At 75.7% G+C, this 18,126-nt stretch carries 19 protein-coding genes and 1 riboswitch; of the genes, 11 read left to right on the top strand and 8 right to left on the bottom strand.

Going from position 1 to position 18,126, the window contains the following annotated elements; all coding sequences use genetic code 11:
* Nucleotides 1-27: 27 nt before the first annotated feature.
* The 4 genes from M1O15_RS16645 to M1O15_RS16630 form a co-directional block, all read right to left on the bottom strand.
* On the bottom strand, nucleotides 28-1,569 hold the full coding sequence (locus M1O15_RS16645) for a cobyric acid synthase (RefSeq protein ID WP_248634655.1): 1,542 nt from the start codon (nucleotides 1,567-1,569) through the stop codon (nucleotides 28-30).
* Complete coding sequence (locus M1O15_RS16640; protein ID WP_248634654.1) at nucleotides 1,566-2,576, bottom strand: cobalamin biosynthesis protein; 1,011 nt, start codon at nucleotides 2,574-2,576, stop codon at nucleotides 1,566-1,568. Before M1O15_RS16640 ends, M1O15_RS16645 begins: the two co-directional genes overlap by 4 nt.
* Before the next feature lie 102 nt (nucleotides 2,577-2,678).
* A riboswitch (cobalamin riboswitch) is annotated at nucleotides 2,679-2,759 on the bottom strand.
* A gap of 220 nt (nucleotides 2,760-2,979) precedes the next feature.
* On the bottom strand, nucleotides 2,980-3,201 hold the full coding sequence (locus M1O15_RS16635; protein ID WP_248634653.1) for a hypothetical protein: 222 nt from the start codon (nucleotides 3,199-3,201) through the stop codon (nucleotides 2,980-2,982).
* A gap of 19 nt (nucleotides 3,202-3,220) precedes the next feature.
* Nucleotides 3,221-4,510: an inorganic phosphate transporter gene (locus tag M1O15_RS16630; RefSeq protein ID WP_248634652.1), complete on the bottom strand. Its 1,290-nt coding sequence runs from the start codon at nucleotides 4,508-4,510 to the stop codon at nucleotides 3,221-3,223.
* A gap of 218 nt (nucleotides 4,511-4,728) precedes the next feature.
* Here M1O15_RS16630 and M1O15_RS16625 point away from each other — a divergent pair, with 218 nt between their 5' ends.
* The 3 genes from M1O15_RS16625 to M1O15_RS16615 all read left to right on the top strand — a co-directional run bounded on the left by M1O15_RS16625 (nucleotide 4,729) and on the right by M1O15_RS16615 (nucleotide 8,545).
* The gene (locus M1O15_RS16625; protein WP_248634651.1) at nucleotides 4,729-5,463 is read left to right on the top strand and encodes a class II aldolase/adducin family protein; all 735 of its coding nucleotides are present in this window, start codon (nucleotides 4,729-4,731) and stop codon (nucleotides 5,461-5,463) included.
* Between the two features lie 412 nt (nucleotides 5,464-5,875).
* Nucleotides 5,876-7,006: an alpha/beta hydrolase gene (locus M1O15_RS16620; protein ID WP_248634650.1), complete on the top strand. Its 1,131-nt coding sequence runs from the start codon at nucleotides 5,876-5,878 to the stop codon at nucleotides 7,004-7,006.
* A gap of 99 nt (nucleotides 7,007-7,105) precedes the next feature.
* A complete protein-coding gene (locus M1O15_RS16615; protein WP_372499484.1) occupies nucleotides 7,106-8,545 on the top strand; it encodes a hypothetical protein in 1,440 nt (479 codons plus the stop codon).
* 78 nt (nucleotides 8,546-8,623) lie between these two features.
* Here M1O15_RS16615 and M1O15_RS16610 read toward each other — a convergent pair whose 3' ends face one another.
* Both M1O15_RS16610 and ypfJ read right to left on the bottom strand, forming a co-directional pair.
* Nucleotides 8,624-9,034, bottom strand: a complete 411-nt coding sequence (locus M1O15_RS16610) for a VOC family protein (protein WP_248634648.1) — start codon at nucleotides 9,032-9,034, stop codon at nucleotides 8,624-8,626.
* A 155-nt stretch (nucleotides 9,035-9,189) separates the two neighbouring features.
* Nucleotides 9,190-10,080 (bottom strand): KPN_02809 family neutral zinc metallopeptidase, encoded by an 891-nt coding sequence (gene ypfJ, locus M1O15_RS16605; RefSeq protein ID WP_248634647.1) that lies wholly within the window; start codon nucleotides 10,078-10,080, stop codon nucleotides 9,190-9,192.
* 212 nt (nucleotides 10,081-10,292) lie between these two features.
* Between ypfJ and M1O15_RS16600 the strand changes: the two genes are divergently transcribed.
* The 3 genes from M1O15_RS16600 to M1O15_RS16590 all read left to right on the top strand — a co-directional run bounded on the left by M1O15_RS16600 (nucleotide 10,293) and on the right by M1O15_RS16590 (nucleotide 13,489).
* A complete protein-coding gene (locus tag M1O15_RS16600) occupies nucleotides 10,293-11,891 on the top strand; it encodes an ABC-F family ATP-binding cassette domain-containing protein (protein WP_248634646.1) in 1,599 nt (532 codons plus the stop codon).
* A 312-nt stretch (nucleotides 11,892-12,203) separates the two neighbouring features.
* Nucleotides 12,204-12,428 (top strand): helix-turn-helix domain-containing protein, encoded by a 225-nt coding sequence (locus M1O15_RS16595; RefSeq protein WP_248634645.1) that lies wholly within the window; start codon nucleotides 12,204-12,206, stop codon nucleotides 12,426-12,428.
* A gap of 245 nt (nucleotides 12,429-12,673) precedes the next feature.
* On the top strand, nucleotides 12,674-13,489 hold the full coding sequence (locus M1O15_RS16590) for an enoyl-CoA hydratase/isomerase family protein (protein WP_248634644.1): 816 nt from the start codon (nucleotides 12,674-12,676) through the stop codon (nucleotides 13,487-13,489).
* A 54-nt stretch (nucleotides 13,490-13,543) separates the two neighbouring features.
* Here the strand turns inward: M1O15_RS16590 and M1O15_RS16585 are convergent, their stop codons facing one another.
* Nucleotides 13,544-14,326, bottom strand: coding sequence for a hypothetical protein (locus M1O15_RS16585; RefSeq protein WP_248634643.1), 783 nt, complete (start codon nucleotides 14,324-14,326; stop codon nucleotides 13,544-13,546).
* A gap of 176 nt (nucleotides 14,327-14,502) precedes the next feature.
* Here M1O15_RS16585 and M1O15_RS16580 point away from each other — a divergent pair, with 176 nt between their 5' ends.
* The 5 genes from M1O15_RS16580 to amaP all read left to right on the top strand — a co-directional run bounded on the left by M1O15_RS16580 (nucleotide 14,503) and on the right by amaP (nucleotide 17,036).
* On the top strand, nucleotides 14,503-15,006 hold the full coding sequence (locus M1O15_RS16580; RefSeq protein WP_248634642.1) for an Asp23/Gls24 family envelope stress response protein: 504 nt from the start codon (nucleotides 14,503-14,505) through the stop codon (nucleotides 15,004-15,006).
* 85 nt (nucleotides 15,007-15,091) lie between these two features.
* Complete coding sequence (locus tag M1O15_RS16575) at nucleotides 15,092-15,283, top strand: hypothetical protein (protein ID WP_248634641.1); 192 nt, start codon at nucleotides 15,092-15,094, stop codon at nucleotides 15,281-15,283.
* A gap of 4 nt (nucleotides 15,284-15,287) precedes the next feature.
* Nucleotides 15,288-15,767, top strand: coding sequence for an Asp23/Gls24 family envelope stress response protein (locus M1O15_RS16570; RefSeq protein WP_248634640.1), 480 nt, complete (start codon nucleotides 15,288-15,290; stop codon nucleotides 15,765-15,767).
* Nucleotides 15,764-16,441, top strand: a complete 678-nt coding sequence (locus M1O15_RS16565; protein ID WP_248634639.1) for a DUF6286 domain-containing protein — start codon at nucleotides 15,764-15,766, stop codon at nucleotides 16,439-16,441. The genes M1O15_RS16570 and M1O15_RS16565 overlap by 4 nt, the downstream gene beginning before the upstream one ends.
* A gap of 31 nt (nucleotides 16,442-16,472) precedes the next feature.
* The gene (amaP, locus tag M1O15_RS16560; protein ID WP_248634638.1) at nucleotides 16,473-17,036 is read left to right on the top strand and encodes an alkaline shock response membrane anchor protein AmaP; all 564 of its coding nucleotides are present in this window, start codon (nucleotides 16,473-16,475) and stop codon (nucleotides 17,034-17,036) included.
* 324 nt (nucleotides 17,037-17,360) lie between these two features.
* Here amaP and M1O15_RS16555 read toward each other — a convergent pair whose 3' ends face one another.
* Nucleotides 17,361-18,125 carry an SDR family oxidoreductase gene (locus M1O15_RS16555; RefSeq protein WP_248634637.1) on the bottom strand — a complete coding sequence of 255 codons (765 nt, stop codon included), beginning with the start codon at nucleotides 18,123-18,125 and terminating at the stop codon, nucleotides 17,361-17,363.
* Nucleotide 18,126 lies beyond the last annotated feature (1 nt).

The following is an 18,126-nucleotide window of genomic DNA, read 5'->3' as shown; positions in this document are numbered from 1 at the left end:
GGAAACGCTTCACGGGGGTCGCCGTTCTCACGGCGCCCCCGGTGGGACGAACGGCAGGCCGGCCGGCGGCCCGTTCTCGATCAGCTTCCAGAGCGCACCGGTGTCGGCGTGCTCCTCGATCAGGTCGCCGAGCCGGTCGAGCTGCTCCTCGCGCAGCGTCCCGAAGGCGGTGTCCGGGGCGGGTGTGAAGCGGCGGCCGGACTGCTCGGCGACCCGGCGCAGGAACGCCCGCCGGAAGGCGTCGCTCTCCAGCGAGCCGTGCCAGTGGGTGCCCCAGACCGCGCCGACCCGGCAGCCGTCCAGGAACGGCTCGCCGCCCAGCACCTCGGCGACCCCGTGGTGGATCTCGTAGCCCTCCACCGGCTCGCCCAGCGCCGTACCGGACGGCCGGGCGAGGGTCTTCTCGCGGGCGAACCGCACCCGCACCGGCAGCAGTCCCAGCCCGTCCACCAGCCCGGCCCGGGACTCCACCTCGTCCTCGATCCGCTCGCCGAGCAGCTGGAAGCCGCCGCAGATCCCGAGCACCGGCCGCCCCTCGGCGGCCCGCCGGGCCAGCGCATCGGCGAGCCCGCGCTCGCGCAGCCAGGCCAGCGCCTTGACGGTGCCGCGGGTGCCGGGCACCACCACCAGGTCGGCGTCGGCCAGCTCCTCCGGGCGGTCCACGAAGCGGACCAGCACCCCCGGCTCGGCGGCCAGCGCGTCCACATCGGTGAAGTTGGACATCAGCGGCACCGCGCAGACCGCGACCCGCAGCAGGTCCTCGCCGTGCGGCGGGGCGGACACCGACTCGCGGACCGCGCCGCGCAGGGACAGTCTCAGCCCGTCCTCCTCGTCGATGCCGAGCCCGTGCGCGTACGGCAGCACACCGTAGGTGCGCCGCCCGGTCAGCCCGAGCAGCATGTCCAGCCCCGGCTCCAGCAGGGTCACATCGCCGCGGAACTTGTTGACCAGATAGCCTGCGACCAGCTCCTGGTCCTCGGGCGCCAGCAGCGCGGTGGTGCCGAAGAACTGGGCGAACACCCCGCCCCGGTCGATGTCCCCGACCACCAGCACCGGCAGCCGGGCGGCCCGGGCCACGCCCATGTTGACGATGTCGGTACGGCGCAGATTGATCTCGGCCGGGCTGCCGGCGCCCTCGCAGATCACCGCGTCATGGGTGTCGCGGAGGCGCTGGAGGCAGTCCAGCACCGGTTCCAGCAGGTCCCGCTGGCGCCCGCCGTGGTAGCCGCGGGCGCTCATCTCGCCCACCGGCCTGCCCATCAGCACCACCTGGCTGGAGCGGTCGCCGCCGGGCTTGAGCAGCACCGGGTTCATCAGCGCGGTCGGCTCCACCCGGGCGGCCTGGGCCTGCATCGCCTGGGCGCGGCCGATCTCGGCGCCCTCCCTCGTCACGTAGGAGTTCAGGGACATGTTCTGACCCTTGAACGGCGCCACCTTCACGCCTTGGCGCACCAGCCAGCGGCAGATCCCGGCGGTGACCACGCTCTTGCCCGCGTCGGAGGTCGTCCCCGCGACCAGCAGCCCGCCGCCCTGCGTCCTTCGCTGCGTCGTGAGCCCGCCGCCGCTCATGCCGTACCCGCCTTCCGCCGCCTGCGAGCCGCCACCGCCGCCACGGCCAGTCGGCCGCCCGCGCACACCGCGAGGGCGCCCAGGGAGACCCGGCGGGAGAGCCGTACCGCCCGTTCGATGTCGGCGGTCTCCACGGCCCGCCCGTCCTCATTGAGCACCGGGCGGTGCTCCACCCGCCCGCCGTACGAGAGGGCGCCGCCGAGCCGGACGCCGAGCGCCCCGGCGAAGGCGGCCTCCACCGGGCCCGCGTTGGGGCTCGGGTGCCGGTGCGCGTCGGCCCGCCAGGCCCGTACCGCTCCGGCCGGGTCCCCGCCCGTGGCGGCGGCCAGCAGCGCGGTCAGCCGGGCGCCGGGCCAGCCGGCCAGGTCGTCCAGCCGGGCCGAGGCCCAGCCGAACCGGCGGTAGCGCGGCGACCTGTGGCCGACCATCGCGTCCAGGGTGTTCACCGCCCGGAACCCGGCCAGCCCGGGCACCCCGGCGAGCGCGCCCCACACCAGGGCGCCGACCGCCGCGTCGGAGGTGTTCTCGGCGACCGACTCCACCACCGCTCGGGCCATCGCCGGGCCGTCCAGCGCCTGCGGGTCGCGTCCGCACAGATGCGGCAGCCGCTCCCGGGCGACCTCCAGGTCCCCGGCGGCCAGCGCGCCGCCGATCGCCCGGGCCTCCCGGCCCAGGGTCGTGCCGCCGACCACGGCCCACACCGCGGCGGCGGTCAGCGCGGTGGAGGCGGCGGGCCGGCCGCGTACCGCCCGGGCGGCCAGCGCCGCTCCACCGGCGGTGCCCCCGGCGCAGAGCAGCGTGTGCAGGGCGCCCCAGCCGCGGTGGTCGCGCCAGAGCGCCCGCTCGACCCGGGCCGCGGCGCGCCCGAAGGCGGCCACCGGGTGGCCCCGGTGGGGGTCGGCGAGCAGTGCGTCGACCAGCAGTCCGGCGGCCGCGCCGACGGCGAAGGCGGCCGGGCGGAGGGATACGGGGATCGGGGCGGGGGCGGGGGTGGGGTCAGCGCGCATCGGGGGAGCCCGACGCTCTCGACCCCGGGGCAGGGCGGCCCGGCATGGGGTTCAGGTCCTCACTCAGGGTCCGCGCCCTGGTTCGACGTGTCCGGCGGCGAGAGTTCCTGGCTCACCCGGGCCGCGCGGGCGCGGATCGGGCTCACAGTGGCGGGACCGCGCCGGGCTCTCACCGGGCTTCCTCTCGTGTGCCGCCGTCAATGGCCCCGGCAGTCCACCACGCCCCGCGAACGCCCGTCAACTCGCCGTTGACCTGCGAGACCGTCCGCCGGGCCGGGTGGAGGCGGGCCGTGTCGCGAGCCGTGACACGGCGGCGCCCCGGGAGGCGGCTGGGCCTCCCGGGGCGCCGGAGGAGCGGGGGACGGAGCCGTTCCGCTCCACCCGATGGCCTGGGGCCGTGTGCTCAGACGACGATCAGATAGATCCCGTACGAGACGGCCGCCGCGCAGAGCCCGAAGCAGGCGAAGGCGCCGGTACGGGCCAGGGTGGCGGAGCCGCCGCGGGCGCCGGCCGCCTCGTGCCGGGAGAGGCCGGCGATACCGAGGGTGAACAGGCCCACCAGGGCGATGGTGGCGGCGAGGCTGACGCCGAAGACGGTGCCGAGTGCGGCCCAGTCGATCTTCATGTGCGGTTTCCTCGAAGGCTCAGACGGTGGCGGCGGGCGCCGGGGTGTGGGAGGAGGAGCCGGCCGCGGCCAGCTCGGGCGCGTGGCCGTCCACCGCGGAGGTGGGGCCGGCCGGCGGCGGGGAGACGGCCGCGATGGCGGCGGTGATGACCCCGGCGGGCTCCGGCTCGGCGGCCGGGCCGGTCCCGGTGGTGCCCCCGGCCGGCGTCTGCTCGCCGGTGACGTGGGTGTGGTCCACCGGCTCGCGCCGGGAGGCCAGCCAGATGGCGCCGGAACCGGCGATCAGCAGCGCGGCGGTGGCGACGACGCCCCAGGTGCCCTGCTTGGTGAGCAGCTCGGCGACGGCGGCGACCACGCCGGCGGCCGGCAGGGTCAGGCCCCAGGCGACGAACATCCGGGTGGCGGTCGACCAGCGGACCACGCCGCCCTTGCGGCCGAGGCCGGCGCCCATCACGGCACCCGAGCAGGACTGGGTGGTGGAGAGCGAGAAGCCGAGGTTGGAGGAGGCCAGGATGACCGTCGCGGCGCTGGTCTGGGCGGTGAAGCCCTGCTGCGGCTGGAGGTCGGTCAGGCCCTTGCCCATGGTGCGGATGATGCGCCAGCCGCCGAGGTACGTGCCCAGCGCGATGGCCACGCCCGCGGAGACGATGACCCACATCGGGGGGTTGGCGCCGGGGGCGAGCACACCGCCGGTGACCAGGGCCAGGGTGATGACGCCCATGGTCTTCTGCGCGTCGTTGGTGCCGTGGGCCAGCGAGACCAGGCCCGCGGAGGCGATCTGCCCGGCGCGGTAGCCCTTGGAGGTCGACCTGTTCCGGGTGGTGCCGCCGATGCGGTACGTCAGCCGGGTGGCGAGCATCGCGGCGATGCCGGCCACCAGCGGGGCGGCGACGGCCGGGATGAGGACCTTGGTGACGATGGTGCCGCCGTTGACCGCGGAGAACCCGGCGGACATCACGGCCGCGCCGATCAGACCGCCGAACAGCGCGTGCGAGGAGCTGGACGGCAGGCCCAGCAGCCAGGTCAGCAGATTCCACAGGATGGCGCCGACGAGCGCCGCGAAGATGACCGAGGTCTCGATGCCGTTCTCGTTGATGATGCCGCCGGAGATCGTCTTGGCGACCTCCACCGAGAGGAAGGCGCCGACCAGGTTGAGCACGGCGGACATGGCGACCGCCGCCTTGGGCTTCATCGCGCCGGTCGAGATGGTCGTCGCCATCGCGTTGGCGGTGTCGTGGAAACCGTTTGTGAAATCGAACACGAGAGCTGTCACGACCACGATGGCGAGCAGCAGCGTGAAGTGTTCCATCGACCCAGGCAATCGTTCGACGTCAGTGGCTTGGTGAACGTAGGGAACCTGAGTGAACGGAAGGTGAACTGAGCCGGGCTTCATGGTGACCCCAACTAGGAGTCGTCCATTCCGGTTACCGCCGAGGAGTCCGGCCGGGTGCCCCCAGCACCGGGTATGGCTGCCGGCCCCCTTCCCCTCACCCAGCGTCACCGCCCCCGAATGGCAGGATCACCCCCATGCCCTCCGCCCCCTCGCCCGCCCCCGACCCCTCCCTTCCCCTCCCGGAGCCGCTGGCGCGGGCCTGGGCCGACCTCGTCGCCACCGCCCGCCGCACCGTCGCCGACGGGCTGGTGGTCGGCACCTCCGGCAATGTCTCGGTACGGGTCGGGGACCTGGTGCTGGTCACCCCCAGTGGCGTCCCCTACGACCGGCTCACCGCCGCCGACCTGCTCGCCGTCACCCTCGACGGCCGCCGGGCGCACGGGACACTCGCCCCCACCAGCGAGCTCCCCTTCCACCTGGACGTCTACCGCACCACCTCCGCCCGCGCGGTGGTCCACACCCACGCGGTGCACGCCACCGCGGTCTCCACGCTCGTCGACGAACTGCCGCTGATCCACTACATGGCCGCCGCCCTCGGCGGCCCGGTCCGGGTCGCCCCCTACGCCCCCTACGGCACCGAGGAACTGGCCGCCCACACCCGCGCCGCCCTCGAAGGGCGCAGCGCCTGCCTCCTCCGCAACCACGGCACCCTCGCCCACGGCGACACCCTGGACCAGGCCTACGACCGCACTGCCCAGCTGGAGTGGATGTGCCGCGTCTGGCTCACCGCCTCCTCCGTCCCCGGCCGCACCCCCACCCTCCTCACCGAGGCCCAGCTCGCCGACGTCGCCACCCGCCTGCGCACCTACGGCCAGCCCGCCGCGCCCCCGGACGGCGCCGAGGCCCCGGCGAACCTGCCCGACGCCTGAGACGCCGCAGGCGGGCGCAGCGCCTGAGAAGCCGTAGGCCGTGCCCGGCCCCCGAGACCCGCCGAACCGGGGCGCCCGCCGCCGGACCGGGGCGCCCACCCCGGCCCCGGCGGGGAAGGCCCCGGCCCCGGCGGGGAAGGCCCCGCGCCCCGGCCGCGGCCGGGAAGGCTTCGGCCCTGGCCGGGAAGGCCCGCGCCCCGGCCGCGAAAGGCCTGCGCTCCAGTCGCGAAAGGCCCCGGCCCCGGCCGGGGAAGCCCCGCCCCCCGTCCTCCGCGCCCCGTCCTCCGTGCCCCCGCCTCCCCGCAGGAGTCGGAGCGGCGGCGAGGGGCACACGGTCGGTGTGACCCGAGCCCACACCCCTGGCGGTGCCCGTCCACTGGCAGCCCGCGGCGGCCGCGCCGACACTGGTCTGATGCGCCCCGCAACCGTGACGGCCGCGGCCGTCACCACCCTGGTCGGTGCCGGCGCGGCCGCCGTAGCGGCCGGCCGCTACGCCGGCGGCGTAGCGCTGAGGGTGCCCTCCGACCGGCCCCTGCCCGGTGAGTCCCGGCTCACCGTGCACGCCACCGCGGCCGGCCAGATCAGCCTCACCCGCGATCTGACCTCGCTGCGCCCCGGCACCTGGGGGCTGGCCGGGCCCGGCGGCGTCCATGCCGTGGTCGGCCCCGTCCTCGAAGACGTGGAGCACTCCGCCGACACCGTGGTCCGGCGCCTGGAACGCGTCACCGGCGGCACCCTGGACACCGGCGCCCGGGTCCGCATCACCCCTCAGCTGCACACCGGCGACCCCGCCTCGGCGCTCGGTCTGGAGTACCGGGACGAGACCGTCCCCGGCGAGCTGGGCCCCCTGCCCGCCTGGCAGGTGCCCGCCCTCCGCTCCACCTGGGTGATCGCCGTGCACGGGCTCGGCACCACCCGCGCGCACACCATGAACCTGATGGACTTCTGGCACCGGATGCGGCTGCCGGTGCTCGCCCCCGCCTACCGCGGCGACCCCGGCGCCCCCCGCCCGCGCGGCGGCCTCGGCCACCTCGGCGACTCCGAGTGGCGCGACCTGGACGCGGCGATCCGGCACGCCATGGCCTCCGGCGCCGAGCGCGTCGTCCTGCACGGCTGGTCCACCGGCGCCGCCATGGCCCTGCACGCCGCCGACCGCTCCGAGCTGCGCGAGGTCATCGGCGGACTGGTGCTGGACTCCCCGGTGCTGGACTGGGAGACCACCCTGCGCGCCCTGGCCGGCGCCCGCCGCGTCCCCGCCGCCCTGCTGCCGCTCGCCGTGCGGGCCGCCAAGGGCACCACCGGGGTGCACGGCGACCGGCTGGCCGAGGCCGCCGCCCCGGACGGGCTGAGCGTCCCGACCCTGGTGTTCCACGGCCCCGGCGACCGCGTCGCGCCCTGGAGCTTCTCCCGCGACCTGGCCGCCCGCCGCCCCGACCTGGTCACCCTGCACACCGTCCGGGACGCCCCGCACGCCGCCATGTGGAACGCCGACCCCGCCCGCTACGAGGAGAACCTCCGCCGCTTCCTCGTCTCCCTGGTCTGACCCTCCCGTCCGACCCGTACCCGCCTCCCGGCGGCTCCCCGTGGCCGCCCGACCGCGGCGCGTTTGGGCTTTCGGGGCGTCAGCGGGAACACTGCTCCTGTGACGTCTCGAAAGCCTGATGAGCAACTGGCGCGCAACTCCAGACTCCGACTCGTACGTCCGCGGCCCCTGACCACGGCCCGGCGGGCCGTGACCACCCGGCGCACCAGGCCGGTGCCCCGGCCGCCGGAGGGCACTCCCGCACCCGCCGAACTGGCCCGGCAGGCCCGGGCCGTCCTGCACGACGCCGTACGCATCGCCCGCTGGGCCGCCGTCGAACGCGACCGCGGTCGCGGCCGCCCGGCGGGCCAGGACACCACCGGCCCCGGCCCCGCCCCCAGCACGGTCACCGCCGTCACGGCCACGGAACGCGCGGCCGCCGCGCTCGGCCTGACGACCGACCAGGTGCGCGCCGGCTGGGACCGCGCCCGCCTCGCCGGGCTGGTCGAGCTGCACGGCGACACCGCCCGCCCCGGCTGGCGGCTGCGCGCCTGGGACCGCGACGACTCCGCCGTGCTGCGCGGCTGGGTCGCCCTCTTCGACGCCTGGTCGCTGGTGCGGCCCGCGCCCGACGGCACCGCCCCGGCCGCCGTCGCCGAGGTCGTGGAAGCCCTGCCCCAGGTCCTCTCCCTCCTCCAGTTGTCCGCCGGCCCGGTGGCCGTGCCGGTGCTGTTCGATCTGCTGGAGCAGCGCGTCGCCGAACTGCGCGAGGAGCGCTGCGAGGTCCCCGAGGGGCCCGTGCCCGCCCCGCCGCCCGGCCCCGACTCCCTCGCCCTGCTGCTGGACTGGGCGCTGGAGCGGCTCGCCGAGGTCGGCGCGCTGACCCTCGGCGACCTGCTCTCCGGCGAGCGCCAGGCCACCCTGACCCCGCTCGGCAACTGGGCGGTCTGGGTCAAGCTGGAGCAGATCTGCGTCGCGGCCCAGAGCCCGGCCGGCCATATCGAGCAGTCCGCCGAGGACATGCTGCGCGGCTGCGCCCGGCTCACCCCCGGCCCGGCCCGCGCCGAGTACCGCGCCTGGCTCGCCGCCCGCCCGGTCCGCGGCGCCGTCACCGAGCTGCTCACCGCGGCCCGCGGCGAGGACGCCCTGCTGCGCGGCCTCGCCTTCGAGGCGCTGCGGGTCGTCGGCGCGCCCGCGGAGGCCGACGTCCGCGCGGCCGCCGAGGAGGTCTCGCTGCGCCCCTACGCGCTGCTCTGGCTCGCCGAGTACGAGGGGGCCGACCCCGAGGAGGCCGCCGAGACGCTGACCCGGGAGGAGTCCACCTGGCTCTGGGTGGACACCGCGGCGGCCGTCGCCGACCACGGCGAGACCAGCCTGCTGGTGCGGCACCTGGAGTCCGCCGTCCAGGGCACCGTGCCGGCCCTGCTGGACGAGGTCCGCGCGGTCGGGCACCCCAGGACGGTGCAGGTCCTGGTGGCGCTCGCCGCCGCGCACCCCGACCCGGCCCTCGCCAAGGCCGTCCGGCGCGCCGCCTTCCAGGTGCACACCGGCGGCTCCTGACCCGCCCGGTGGCTCCGGGGAGGCCCCGGACCGGGGGACGGGCCACCCGCCCCGCCTCCCGGTCCCGGCCGCCCGGACCTATCCGGGTATCGCGGGTATCTGCGGCGCGTAGGTGCCGAAGCTCCAGACGTTGCCCTCCGCGTCCCGCGCCATGTAGTCGCGGGAGCCGTAGTCCTGGTCGGTGGGCGGCATCAGGATCTCCACCCCGTACTCCGCGGCCCGCCGGTGGTGCGCGTCGGCGTCCGCCACCACCACGTACATACCGGCCGGGCCCGCGTCCGCCATCGCCTCGGCGAACACCCCGCCCCGGCCCTTGCTGCCCAGCATCACCACACTGCCGCCCATGGCCAGCTCGGCGTGGACCACCGAGCCGTCCTCACCCTCGTACACCGCGAGCTCCCGGAAGCCGAAGCCGTCCACCAGCAGCCGGATCGCCGCCCGCGCGTCCTCGTACAGCAGCGTCGGGCTGATCGTCGCCGCGTCCGCCATACCGACCACTCCTCACGCCTCGCACCGCACCCCTCCCCCCAAGGTGCTGTGACCTGGATCACGAACGACTCCCAGTCTGGCACCCCCCACTGACAACCCCCCACTGACAACGCCTCCCGGGCGCCGGCCCGGCCGGGCGGGCAGGGCCCGAGGGATCACCGGAAGGTGTCGCACCGCGCCATGTCGCCGGTCCGGTAGCCGGTGGCGAACCACTGCTGCCGCTGCGCCGCCGAGCCGTGCGTCCAGCTCTCCGGGGTCACCCGCCCCTGCAGCCGCTCCTGGATCCGGTCGTCGCCCACCGCCGCGGCCGCGTCCAGCCCGTCCCGTACGTCCTCCTCGGTCAGCCCGGACAGCACCGGCCGCCCGGTCCGCTCGTCCGGCGCCGTGGTCGCGTGCCGCGCCCACACCCCCGCGTAGCAGTCGGCCTGGAGCTCCACCCGTACCGCGTTGCTCCCCGCGCCCTGCCGCCCGTCCTGCGACCGCCGCAGCGTGCCCATCAGGTCCTGCACATGGTGGCCGTACTCGTGCGCCACCACATACGCCTGCGCGAACGGCCCGCCCCGCGCCCCGAACCGGGACCGCAGCTCGCCGAAGAAGTCCAGATCGAGATAGACCCGGGCGTCGCCCGGGCAGTAGAACGGGCCCACCGCCGAGGTGGCCGTCCCGCAGGCCGTGCCCACCCGCTCGCTGAACAGCACCGTCCGCGCCGTCTCGTACCGGCCGCCGCGCCGCGCGTACTCCGCCCGCCAGTAGTCCTGCACGCTGTTGACCACCCCCACGATCCGGCAGTCCTCCCGGGTGTTGGCGTCCGAACCCCGGCGGCAGGCGGCGGCCACCCCCTCCGCCGCCGTGGAGCTCGCCGCCGGATCGGGGCCCTCCTCGGTCAGCCCCAGCTCCTCCGGTCCCACCCCGAAGAACAGCCCCAGCAGCAGCGCGATCACCCCCACGATCCCGCCGCCCACCGTCGCCCGGCCGCCGGGCACCCGGCTGCCCCGCACATCCGACACCTCGGAGGTGTCCAGGTCCGCGTCATCGTCGAACCGCACGGCCGGCCCACCGCCCTCCACCGCCGCCGGCACGCCCCGGACCCTGCCGCCGGGGCCGGCGGTCTCCTTCCGTGAGCATGTCCGAAAAGCAGTTGCCGATGCCCGTTAGACTGGCCCGTATGGCCATTCTCCTTGCGCATTAGAGCGGCGTCGAAGCCCCGCCGAGCCGTCCTTCCGCCGTTCCGCCCCTTCCGCCGCCCTGGAGTCTGTCCGTGATCACCGCTTCCGGTATCGAGCTGCGCGCCGGTGCCCGCGTCCTCATCGAGTCCGCTTCCTTCCGTGTCGCCAAGGGCGACCGCATCGGCCTGGTCGGCCGCAACGGGGCGGGCAAGACCACCCTCACCAAGTGCCTGGCCGGCGAGGGCCAGCCCGCCGGCGGCACCATCAGCCGCTCCGGCGAGGTCGGCTACCTCCCGCAGGACCCGCGCACCGGCGACCTCGACACGCTCGCCCGCGACCGCGTCCTGTCCGCCCGCGGCCTGGACGTGCTGCTGAAGAAGATGCGCGCCAACGAGGACCGCATCGCCAACGGCACCGGCGCCACCCGCGACAAGGCGCTGCGCCAGTACGAGCGGCAGGAGACCGAGTTCCTCACCAAGGGCGGGTACGCCGCCGAGGCCGAGGCGGCCACCATCGCCGCCGCCCTCGGGCTGCCCGACCGGGTGCTCGGCCAGCCGCTGCACACCCTCTCCGGCGGCCAGCGCCGCCGGGTCGAGCTGGCCCGCATCCTCTTCTCGGACGCCGACACCCTGCTGCTGGACGAGCCGACCAACCACCTCGACGCCGACTCCATCGTCTGGCTGCGCGACTACCTCAGGACCTACCGCGGCGGCTTCATCGTCATCTCCCACGACGTCGACCTGGTCGAGACGGTCGTCAACAAGGTGTTCTACCTGGACGCCAACCGCTCCCGGATCGACGTCTACAACATGGGCTGGAAGCTCTACCAGCAGCAGCGCGAGGCCGACGAGAAGCGCCGCAAGCGCGAGCGGGCCAACGCCGAGAAGAAGGCCGCCGCGCTCAACACCCAGGCCGACAAGATGCGCGCCAAGGCCACCAAGACGGTCGCCGCGCAGAACATGGCCCGCCGCGCCGAGCGGCTGCTGTCCGGACTGGAGGAGGTCCGCCAGTCCGACAAGGTCGCCAAGCTCCGCTTCCCGGAGCCCGCGCCCTGCGGCAAGACCCCGCTGACCGCCGAGGGGCTCTCCAAGTCCTACGGCTCGCTGGAGATCTTCACCGACGTCGACCTGGCCATCGACAAGGGCTCCCGGGTCGTCATCCTGGGCCTCAACGGCGCCGGAAAGACCACCCTGCTGCGGCTGCTGGCCGGGGTGGAGAAGCCCGACACCGGCGAGGTCACCCCCGGTCACGGCCTCAAGATGGGCTACTACGCGCAGGAGCACGAGACCCTCGACCCGGACCGCACCGTCCTGGAGAACATGCGCTCCGCCGCGCCCGACCTGGACCTGGTCGAGGTCCGCAAGACGCTCGGCTCGTTCCTGTTCTCCGGCGACGACGTGGACAAGCCGGCGGGCGTGCTGTCCGGCGGTGAGAAGACCCGGCTGGCGCTGGCCACCCTGGTCGTCTCCTCGGCCAACGTGCTGCTGCTGGACGAGCCCACCAACAACCTCGACCCGGCCAGCCGCGAGGAGATCCTCGGCGCGCTGCGCACCTACAAGGGCGCCGTCGTCCTGGTCACCCACGACGAGGGCGCGGTGGACGCGCTCCAGCCGGAGCGGATCATCCTCCTCCCCGACGGGGTCGAGGACCTGTGGGGCGCCGACTACGCCGACCTGGTCGCCCTCGCCTGACCCACCCTCCGGCCACCCCCGGTATGGATCATTCGGCCTAGGCGTGATCCATCATCTGAGTGAGCGCGTCTGGTACTCCGGCGTGGCGGCGACTGAATCCCCCATTCCGCTCTGCCCCCGGTGTGGCCTGCATCACGCCGCTCTGACCTGCTGTTTCTTCCCCGGCCCTCGATTCCGGAGCGGCCGGGGCCGTCCCTTCGGGCCGTCCGGACCCGGCTTCGTGCCGTACGGACCTTGTCGAATGGGTGGCCAGGAGCGCCGGTAGGGGTGATCATGAGAAGACCAGAGCGCACTTCCCATGAGGAGGCACGGGTGGCCGAGACTCTGAAGAAGGGCAGCCGGGTGACCGGCGCCGCGCGCGACAAGCTCGCGGCAGACCTGAAGAAGAAGTACGACTCCGGTGCGAGCATCCGCGCGTTGGCCGAGGAAACCGGCCGTTCGTACGGGTTCGTGCACCGGATGCTGAGCGAGTCCGGAGTCACACTGCGGGGACGCGGCGGAGCGACCCGGGGCAAGAAGGCCGCTTCGACGGACTGACGCTCCGACGGTGAGGCCGTCCCCCTCCGCGAGCCCCCCGGCCCGCGGAGGGTGAGCCTTCCGGGTGCGCGCGCCGGACGGCGCTGCCGTGGTCACCGGTCCACCCGGTCCACGGCGCCGCCGACCGGGTGGTTACTGTGCAGTCACTTGTGTGGCGGCCGACCGTCCTGTGCGGCCGGTCGGCCGTCGCGCGCAGCCGTGACGCACGGCCGTGCCACGGCCACCGCACAGGACCCGGAGGAGCCATGACCTCGCCCGCCCCCGCCGATGTGCCCGCCCCCGCCGACGTGTTCGAGAAGGACGGTGTACGGCTCACCGTGGAGGATTCCGTCGCCACGGTGACGCTGGCCAATCCGGCCAAGCGCAACGCGCAGTCGCCCGCCCTGTGGCGGGCCCTGGTGGAGGCCGGGCGGTCGCTGCCCGGCAGCGTCCGGGTCGTCGTGCTGCGCGGTGAGGGCAGGTCCTTCTCCGCCGGACTCGACCGGCAGGCCTTCACCCCCGAGGGCTTCGACGGCGAGCCGTCCTTCCTGGACCTGGCGCGCGGTTCCGACGCCGAACTGGACGCGGTCATCACCGAGTACCAGGAGGCGTTCACCTGGTGGCGCCGGAACGACATCGTCTCCATCGCCGCGGTCCAGGGCCACGCCATCGGTGCCGGCTTCCAGCTCGCCCTCGCCTGCGACCTCCGGGTCGCCGCGCAGGACGTGCAGTTCGCCATGCGCGAGACCAGCCTCGGACTCGTACCCGATCTGACCGGCACGCATCCGCTGGTCGCCGCCGTCGGCTACGCCCGGGCGCTGGAGATCTGCGCCACCGGCCGGTTCGTCCACGCCGACGAGGCCGAGCGGATCGGGCTGGCCAACATCGTGGTGCCCACCGGTGAACTCGACGGCGCGGTACGGGACCTCACCGCCGCGCTGCTGGCGGCCCCCCGGGACGCGGTCGTGGAGACCAAGGCCCTGCTGCGGGGCGCCCAGGCCCGAACCTACGAGGAGCAGCGCACCGCCGAGCGCGCCGCGCAGGCCCGTCGGCTGCGCGACCTCGCCGGCCTCACCGACTGAGCCCTGTCGGCCCTGTCGGCCCTGTCGGCCCTGCCGGAGAGGGGCCGGCCGCCCTCAGCGCGTCCCGGTGACCACCACGACCACCGGTGGCCCGTCCTCCTCCGCCACGGCCCGGAGAGCGCCGCGCACCGCCCGGGCGACGTCCAGCGCCCGGCGGCCCGCGGCGGTGGCCAGCTCCACCCGCAGCTGATCGGCCGTCCGGTGCACCGGACGGCCGAAGGCGCCGGTCAGCCGTGCCACACCGGGAACGGCCGCGGCCACCGCCTCGGGTGACCCCACCTCCGCCCCGGCCGCCCCGGTCTCCGCCTCCGGTGCGCCCTCGGCCTCGGCGGGCGGGCGCTCCGGTGGGGCGTCCAGCAGCGCGGTCACCCGCAGGTCCACCGCGTCCACCCGCAGCCCCAGCAGCTCGTCCGCCGCCGCGAACAGCGCGGTGCGCAGCCGTTCCGCCACCTCGGGGAGCACCGTCCCGGCCACCGCCGCGAACTCCGCCTCCACCCGCAGCGGCCCCCGGGGCAGCGCACCGGGCGGTTCCGGTGCCACGGGCTCCGCCGCGGGCTCCGCCGCGGGCGAGCCCGCCGCCGAGCGCACCCGCACCCTGCCCGGCGCGGCGTCCGGCGCCGCCCGGCCCATCGCCTCGCCCAGCACCTCCGCGGCCGCCCGCTCGGCGATCCACGCCCCGTCCGCGAGATCGCCCAGCGGCAGCAGCAGCCCCGGGGCGAGCGCACCCCGGAGCGAGGCGGTCCAGCCACCGCCGCCCGTGCGCCCTCCTTCGCTCCCGACGCCGGCGTCTTCGCCCGCTTCACCCTCGGCCGTCTCCCTGCCCGCTCCCGTACTCATTCCTCCACCCTGCCGCATCCCCGACGCGCGACACGCGAACCACTCGTAATGTGGTCAAAAGAGGGCATTCGACTCAGGGAACATCAGACTCCGCCGGAACCAGGATCAGGATCGGGATCGCGTCAGGGATCAGGATCGGATCGGCTTCCGGCGTGACGTGGAAGGGATGGACGCTGATGACCGACACGTCGCAGTCCGTGCAGGCGGCCCAGTCCGAGAGGGCCTCCCGGGTCAGGGAGCCGGCGGCCGAGGAGAGCAGAAGGGCGTCCGGCGGGCGCCGCGGCGGCGACCCGGCCAGCCGGGGCCGTACCACCATCGCGGACGGCGTGGTCGAGAAGATCGCCGGCATGGCGGCCCGCGACGTCGTCGGCGTGCACGCCATGGGCGGCGGGCTGTCCCGCACCTTCGGCGCCGTCCGCGACCGGGTCCCGGGCAAGTCCAGTGTGTCCCGGGGAGTCAAGGCCGAGGTCGGCGAGGTGCAGACCGCCCTCGACCTGGAGATCGTCGTGGACTACGGCGTCTCCATCTCCGATGTCGCCGGTGCCGTCCGGGAGAACGTGGTCTCGGCCGTGGAGCGGATGACCGGGCTGGAGGTCGTCGAGGTCAACATCGCCGTCAGCGATGTGAAGCTCCCGGACGAGGAGGACGAGGACGAGGAGCAGGAGACCCGGATCCGATAGGGCCCGGCCGGTCGCCGAGGCGGCGCAGGCCCCGGCGGCGGCCGGTGCGGGCAAGGTGTGGGCAGCGTGCGAGAGGAACGGACGCATGAACATGGCGGTGGTCGGCCTGCTGGCCGGTATGGCGCTGGGCTTCGCCGGCTACTTCGGCGGATTCGGCGCGTTCGTGCTGGTCGCCGCTCTGGGCGCGATCGGCTTCGTGGTGGGCCGGTTCCTGGAGGGCGACCTGGAACCCGGCGAGTTCTTCCGGAGCCGCGACCGCGACGACCGGCGGCGGTGACGGGATGGCGGGGGCGACGGCCTCCCCGCCCGGCGCCCGGCGTGCGGCGGAAGGCGGAGAGACGGACGACGGGTCCCGGCCCGACGGCGGAGCGGACGGCGGCCGGGTCAGTGCCGCCGAACGCGGGGCGACGAGTATCGCGGACCGGGTGGTGGCGAAGATCGCCGCCCGGGCCGCGCGGGAGGCGCTCGGCGCCGCCCCCGGAACGGCTGACCGGGCCGATCAGGGCGGCGGCCTGCCACCCGGGGCCGGGCCGCCCCGGACGACGGTGGTCGTCCACCGGGACAGCGCCCGGGTGCACGTCAGCCTGGAGCTCGGCTACCCCTGCGACCTGGCCGCCCGGTGCGCCGCGGTGCGCCGGCAGGTGACCCGGCGGGTGGAGACCCTGGCCGGACTGGCCGTACAGGAGGTCGCGGTGCATGTGGAGCGGCTGCACTCGGCGCAGACCTCGGACAAGAGCGCGAGCGGCGGGAGGGTGCGATGAACGCGGCCGAACCGGACCCGGACCCGGCCCCCACCCGGCAGGTGGCGATGACGAAGACCGGGACCGGAGGGACGGACAAGTCCACCGGTACGGACGGGACGCCGGCCGCCGAAGCCCCCGCCTCCTCCCGCCGCCGCGGCCGCTTCTGGTCGGTGCGCCGGGTGCCCGCCACACTGCTCGCGCTGGTCCTGCTCGGCGGGTCGGGCCTGCTGCTGTACGACCTGGCCTCGGTGCGCGCCGGACGACCCGGCATGCGGTGGCGGCGGGCGCTCACCGAGGATCTGGCCACCCGCCCCCTGGACAACGTGTGGACGGTCGTCGCCGCGGCGGTGGCGGTGGTGCTCGGCGTGTGGCTGCTGGCTCTCGCCCTCACCCCCGGGCTGCGTGCGGTGCTGACGATGCGGCCCGGACCGCACGGCCTGCGCGCCGGCCTCGGCCGGGACGTGGTGGAGCGGGTGCTGCACGACCGGGCGATGGCGGTTCCCGGGGTGCGTTCGGTACGGGTACGGGCCAAGCGCCACAAGGCCGCGGTCCGGGCCGTCGCCCACTTCCGCGAACTGCCCGAGGTGCGCGGCGACGTGGAGGCGGCCCTCGCCGCCGGGGTACGGGAGCTGGGCCTGGCCCGGCCCCCGGCGGTGGCGGTGCATGTCGTACGCCCACCGGGCAAGCGGTGACGGGCGAGACGGGAGCAGAGAGGTGGCAGGGATGCTGCGGCGAGCGAACCGGGTCCTGGTGGGCCTGCTCGGACTGGTACTTCTCGGCGCGGGCGGTGTGCTGCTCGCCGCCGCGCTGGGGCTGGACGTGCCGTCCTGGTGGCCCTGGCACGGCCCGGACTCCGCGCTGCTGAGCGACGCCGCGCGGGACCGGGTGCCCTGGGTGGCGGCCGTCGCCGGCTCGGCCGCCCTCATGGTGCTCGCGCTGATCTGGCTGCTCGCCCAACTGCGCCGGCCGAGGCTGGCGGAGGTGCTGGTCGACACCGGCGACGGCGAGGGGGCCGTGCTGCGCGGGCGCGCCCTGGAGGACGCGGTGGCCGCCGAGGCCGAGTCCATGGACGGGGTCTCCCGGGCCCGGGTCCGGCTGACCGGCCGCCGTACCGCACCGGCCGCCCGGGTCTCGCTGCTGGTGGAGCCGTACGCGGCACCCGGCGAGGCCCTGACCCGGCTGGCGGACGGCCCCCTGCGCCACGCCCGCGAGTCCGCCGACCTGCCCGCCCTCCCGGCCGAAGCCCGCCTACGCGCCGCCCGCCACCCCTCCGGCCGCGTCAGCTGACCAGGGCCCCCGGGGCCGTCAGACCCCGCCCCCCCTTGCCCCGCCCTCCGAGGCACCGTCAGGCCCCGGCCCAGGAAGGCCCGAACCACCACCCCGGCCCCGTCCCCGCTGAACCCGCCACGGCCCCGGGCACGCCGCGACCACCGGCCCCGCCCCCCCTCGGGGCCACCGTCACACCCCGGTCTCCGGCTCCGGCCCCGGTGAGCATCGACCCCGGCCCGCCGAACGTCGGGACCCGGCCCGCCCCAACGGATGCACCGTCACACCCCGGCTCCGGCTCCGGTGAACGTCGTACCCGGTCCCCGCCCCGCCCGCCGGGGCCCCTCAGAAGCCGGCTCGGCTGCCGCCGTCGATCGGGACCATCACCCCGGTGATGTACGAGGCCGCGGGGGAGAGCAGGAAAGCGGCCGCCGTGCCGAACTCCTCCGGGGTGCCGTAGCGGCCCAGTGGAACCCGCTGCTCGGCGGCGGCGCGGGAGGCCGCCGGGTCGCCGCCCAGGGCGTCCAGCTCGCGGATCCGGTCGGTGTCGATCCGGCCGGGGAGCAGCCCGACCACCCGTACCCCGCGCGGCCCTACCTCGTCCGCCAGCGAGGCGGCGAAACCGGCCAGCCCGGGCCGCAGCCCGTTGGAGATGGTCAGCCCCGGGAGCGGCTCGTACACCGAGCCGGAGAGCACCAGGCCGATCGCCCCGCCGTCACCCGTCTCCACCAGCGCCGCCGCCGAGGCGCGGGCCAGCCGGACCGCGCCCAGGAAGACCGACTCGAAGGCGGCCCGCCACTGCTCGTCGGTGTTGTCCAGCGCCGAACCGGGCGGCGGGCCGCCCACGCTGACCAGGGTCCCGTCGAACCGGCCGAACCGTTCCCTCGCCGTCCCGATCAGCCGTTCGGCCGCATCGGGGTCGGCGTTGTCCAGGGGCACGCCCACCGCGCCCGGCCCCAGCGCCTCGGCCGCCGCTGCGACCGCCTTCTCGTCCCGTGAGGAGAGGACGACCTTCGCGCCCTCGGCCACCAGTGCCCGCGCGCAGGCGTGGCCCAGTCCGCGCGAGGCGCCGGTCACCACGTACACCCGGTCCTTCAGTCCCAGATCCATG

Source organism: Streptomyces lichenis, from assembly GCF_023218175.1.
GTDB classification, from domain to species: domain Bacteria; phylum Actinomycetota; class Actinomycetes; order Streptomycetales; family Streptomycetaceae; genus Streptomyces; species Streptomyces lichenis.
The sequence above is the reverse complement of the archived record's forward strand: the minus strand, read 5'-3'. Positions and strand labels throughout refer to the sequence as shown.

Bases quoted from the DNA above. Each gene is read 5' to 3' on its own strand.
- M1O15_RS16585 (WP_248634643.1), bottom strand. From the start codon at position 14,326: ATGAGTACGGGAGCGGGCAGGGAGACGGCCGAGGGTGAAGCGGGCGAA.
- M1O15_RS16580 (WP_248634642.1), top strand. From the start codon at position 14,503: ATGACCGACACGTCGCAGTCCGTGCAGGCGGCCCAGTCCGAGAGGGCC.
- M1O15_RS16630 (WP_248634652.1), bottom strand. From the start codon at position 4,510: ATGGAACACTTCACGCTGCTGCTCGCCATCGTGGTCGTGACAGCTCTC.
- M1O15_RS16640 (WP_248634654.1), bottom strand. From the start codon at position 2,576: ATGCGCGCTGACCCCACCCCCGCCCCCGCCCCGATCCCCGTATCCCTC.
- M1O15_RS16570 (WP_248634640.1), top strand. From the start codon at position 15,288: ATGGCGGGGGCGACGGCCTCCCCGCCCGGCGCCCGGCGTGCGGCGGAA.
- M1O15_RS16645 (WP_248634655.1), bottom strand. From the start codon at position 1,569: ATGAGCGGCGGCGGGCTCACGACGCAGCGAAGGACGCAGGGCGGCGGG.
- amaP (WP_248634638.1), top strand. From the start codon at position 16,473: ATGCTGCGGCGAGCGAACCGGGTCCTGGTGGGCCTGCTCGGACTGGTA.
- M1O15_RS16590 (WP_248634644.1), top strand. From the start codon at position 12,674: ATGACCTCGCCCGCCCCCGCCGATGTGCCCGCCCCCGCCGACGTGTTC.
- M1O15_RS16620 (WP_248634650.1), top strand. From the start codon at position 5,876: ATGCGCCCCGCAACCGTGACGGCCGCGGCCGTCACCACCCTGGTCGGT.
- M1O15_RS16575 (WP_248634641.1), top strand. From the start codon at position 15,092: ATGAACATGGCGGTGGTCGGCCTGCTGGCCGGTATGGCGCTGGGCTTC.
- M1O15_RS16610 (WP_248634648.1), bottom strand. From the start codon at position 9,034: ATGGCGGACGCGGCGACGATCAGCCCGACGCTGCTGTACGAGGACGCG.
- M1O15_RS16555 (WP_248634637.1), bottom strand. From the start codon at position 18,125: ATGGATCTGGGACTGAAGGACCGGGTGTACGTGGTGACCGGCGCCTCG.
- M1O15_RS16625 (WP_248634651.1), top strand. From the start codon at position 4,729: ATGCCCTCCGCCCCCTCGCCCGCCCCCGACCCCTCCCTTCCCCTCCCG.
- M1O15_RS16635 (WP_248634653.1), bottom strand. From the start codon at position 3,201: ATGAAGATCGACTGGGCCGCACTCGGCACCGTCTTCGGCGTCAGCCTC.
- M1O15_RS16565 (WP_248634639.1), top strand. From the start codon at position 15,764: ATGAACGCGGCCGAACCGGACCCGGACCCGGCCCCCACCCGGCAGGTG.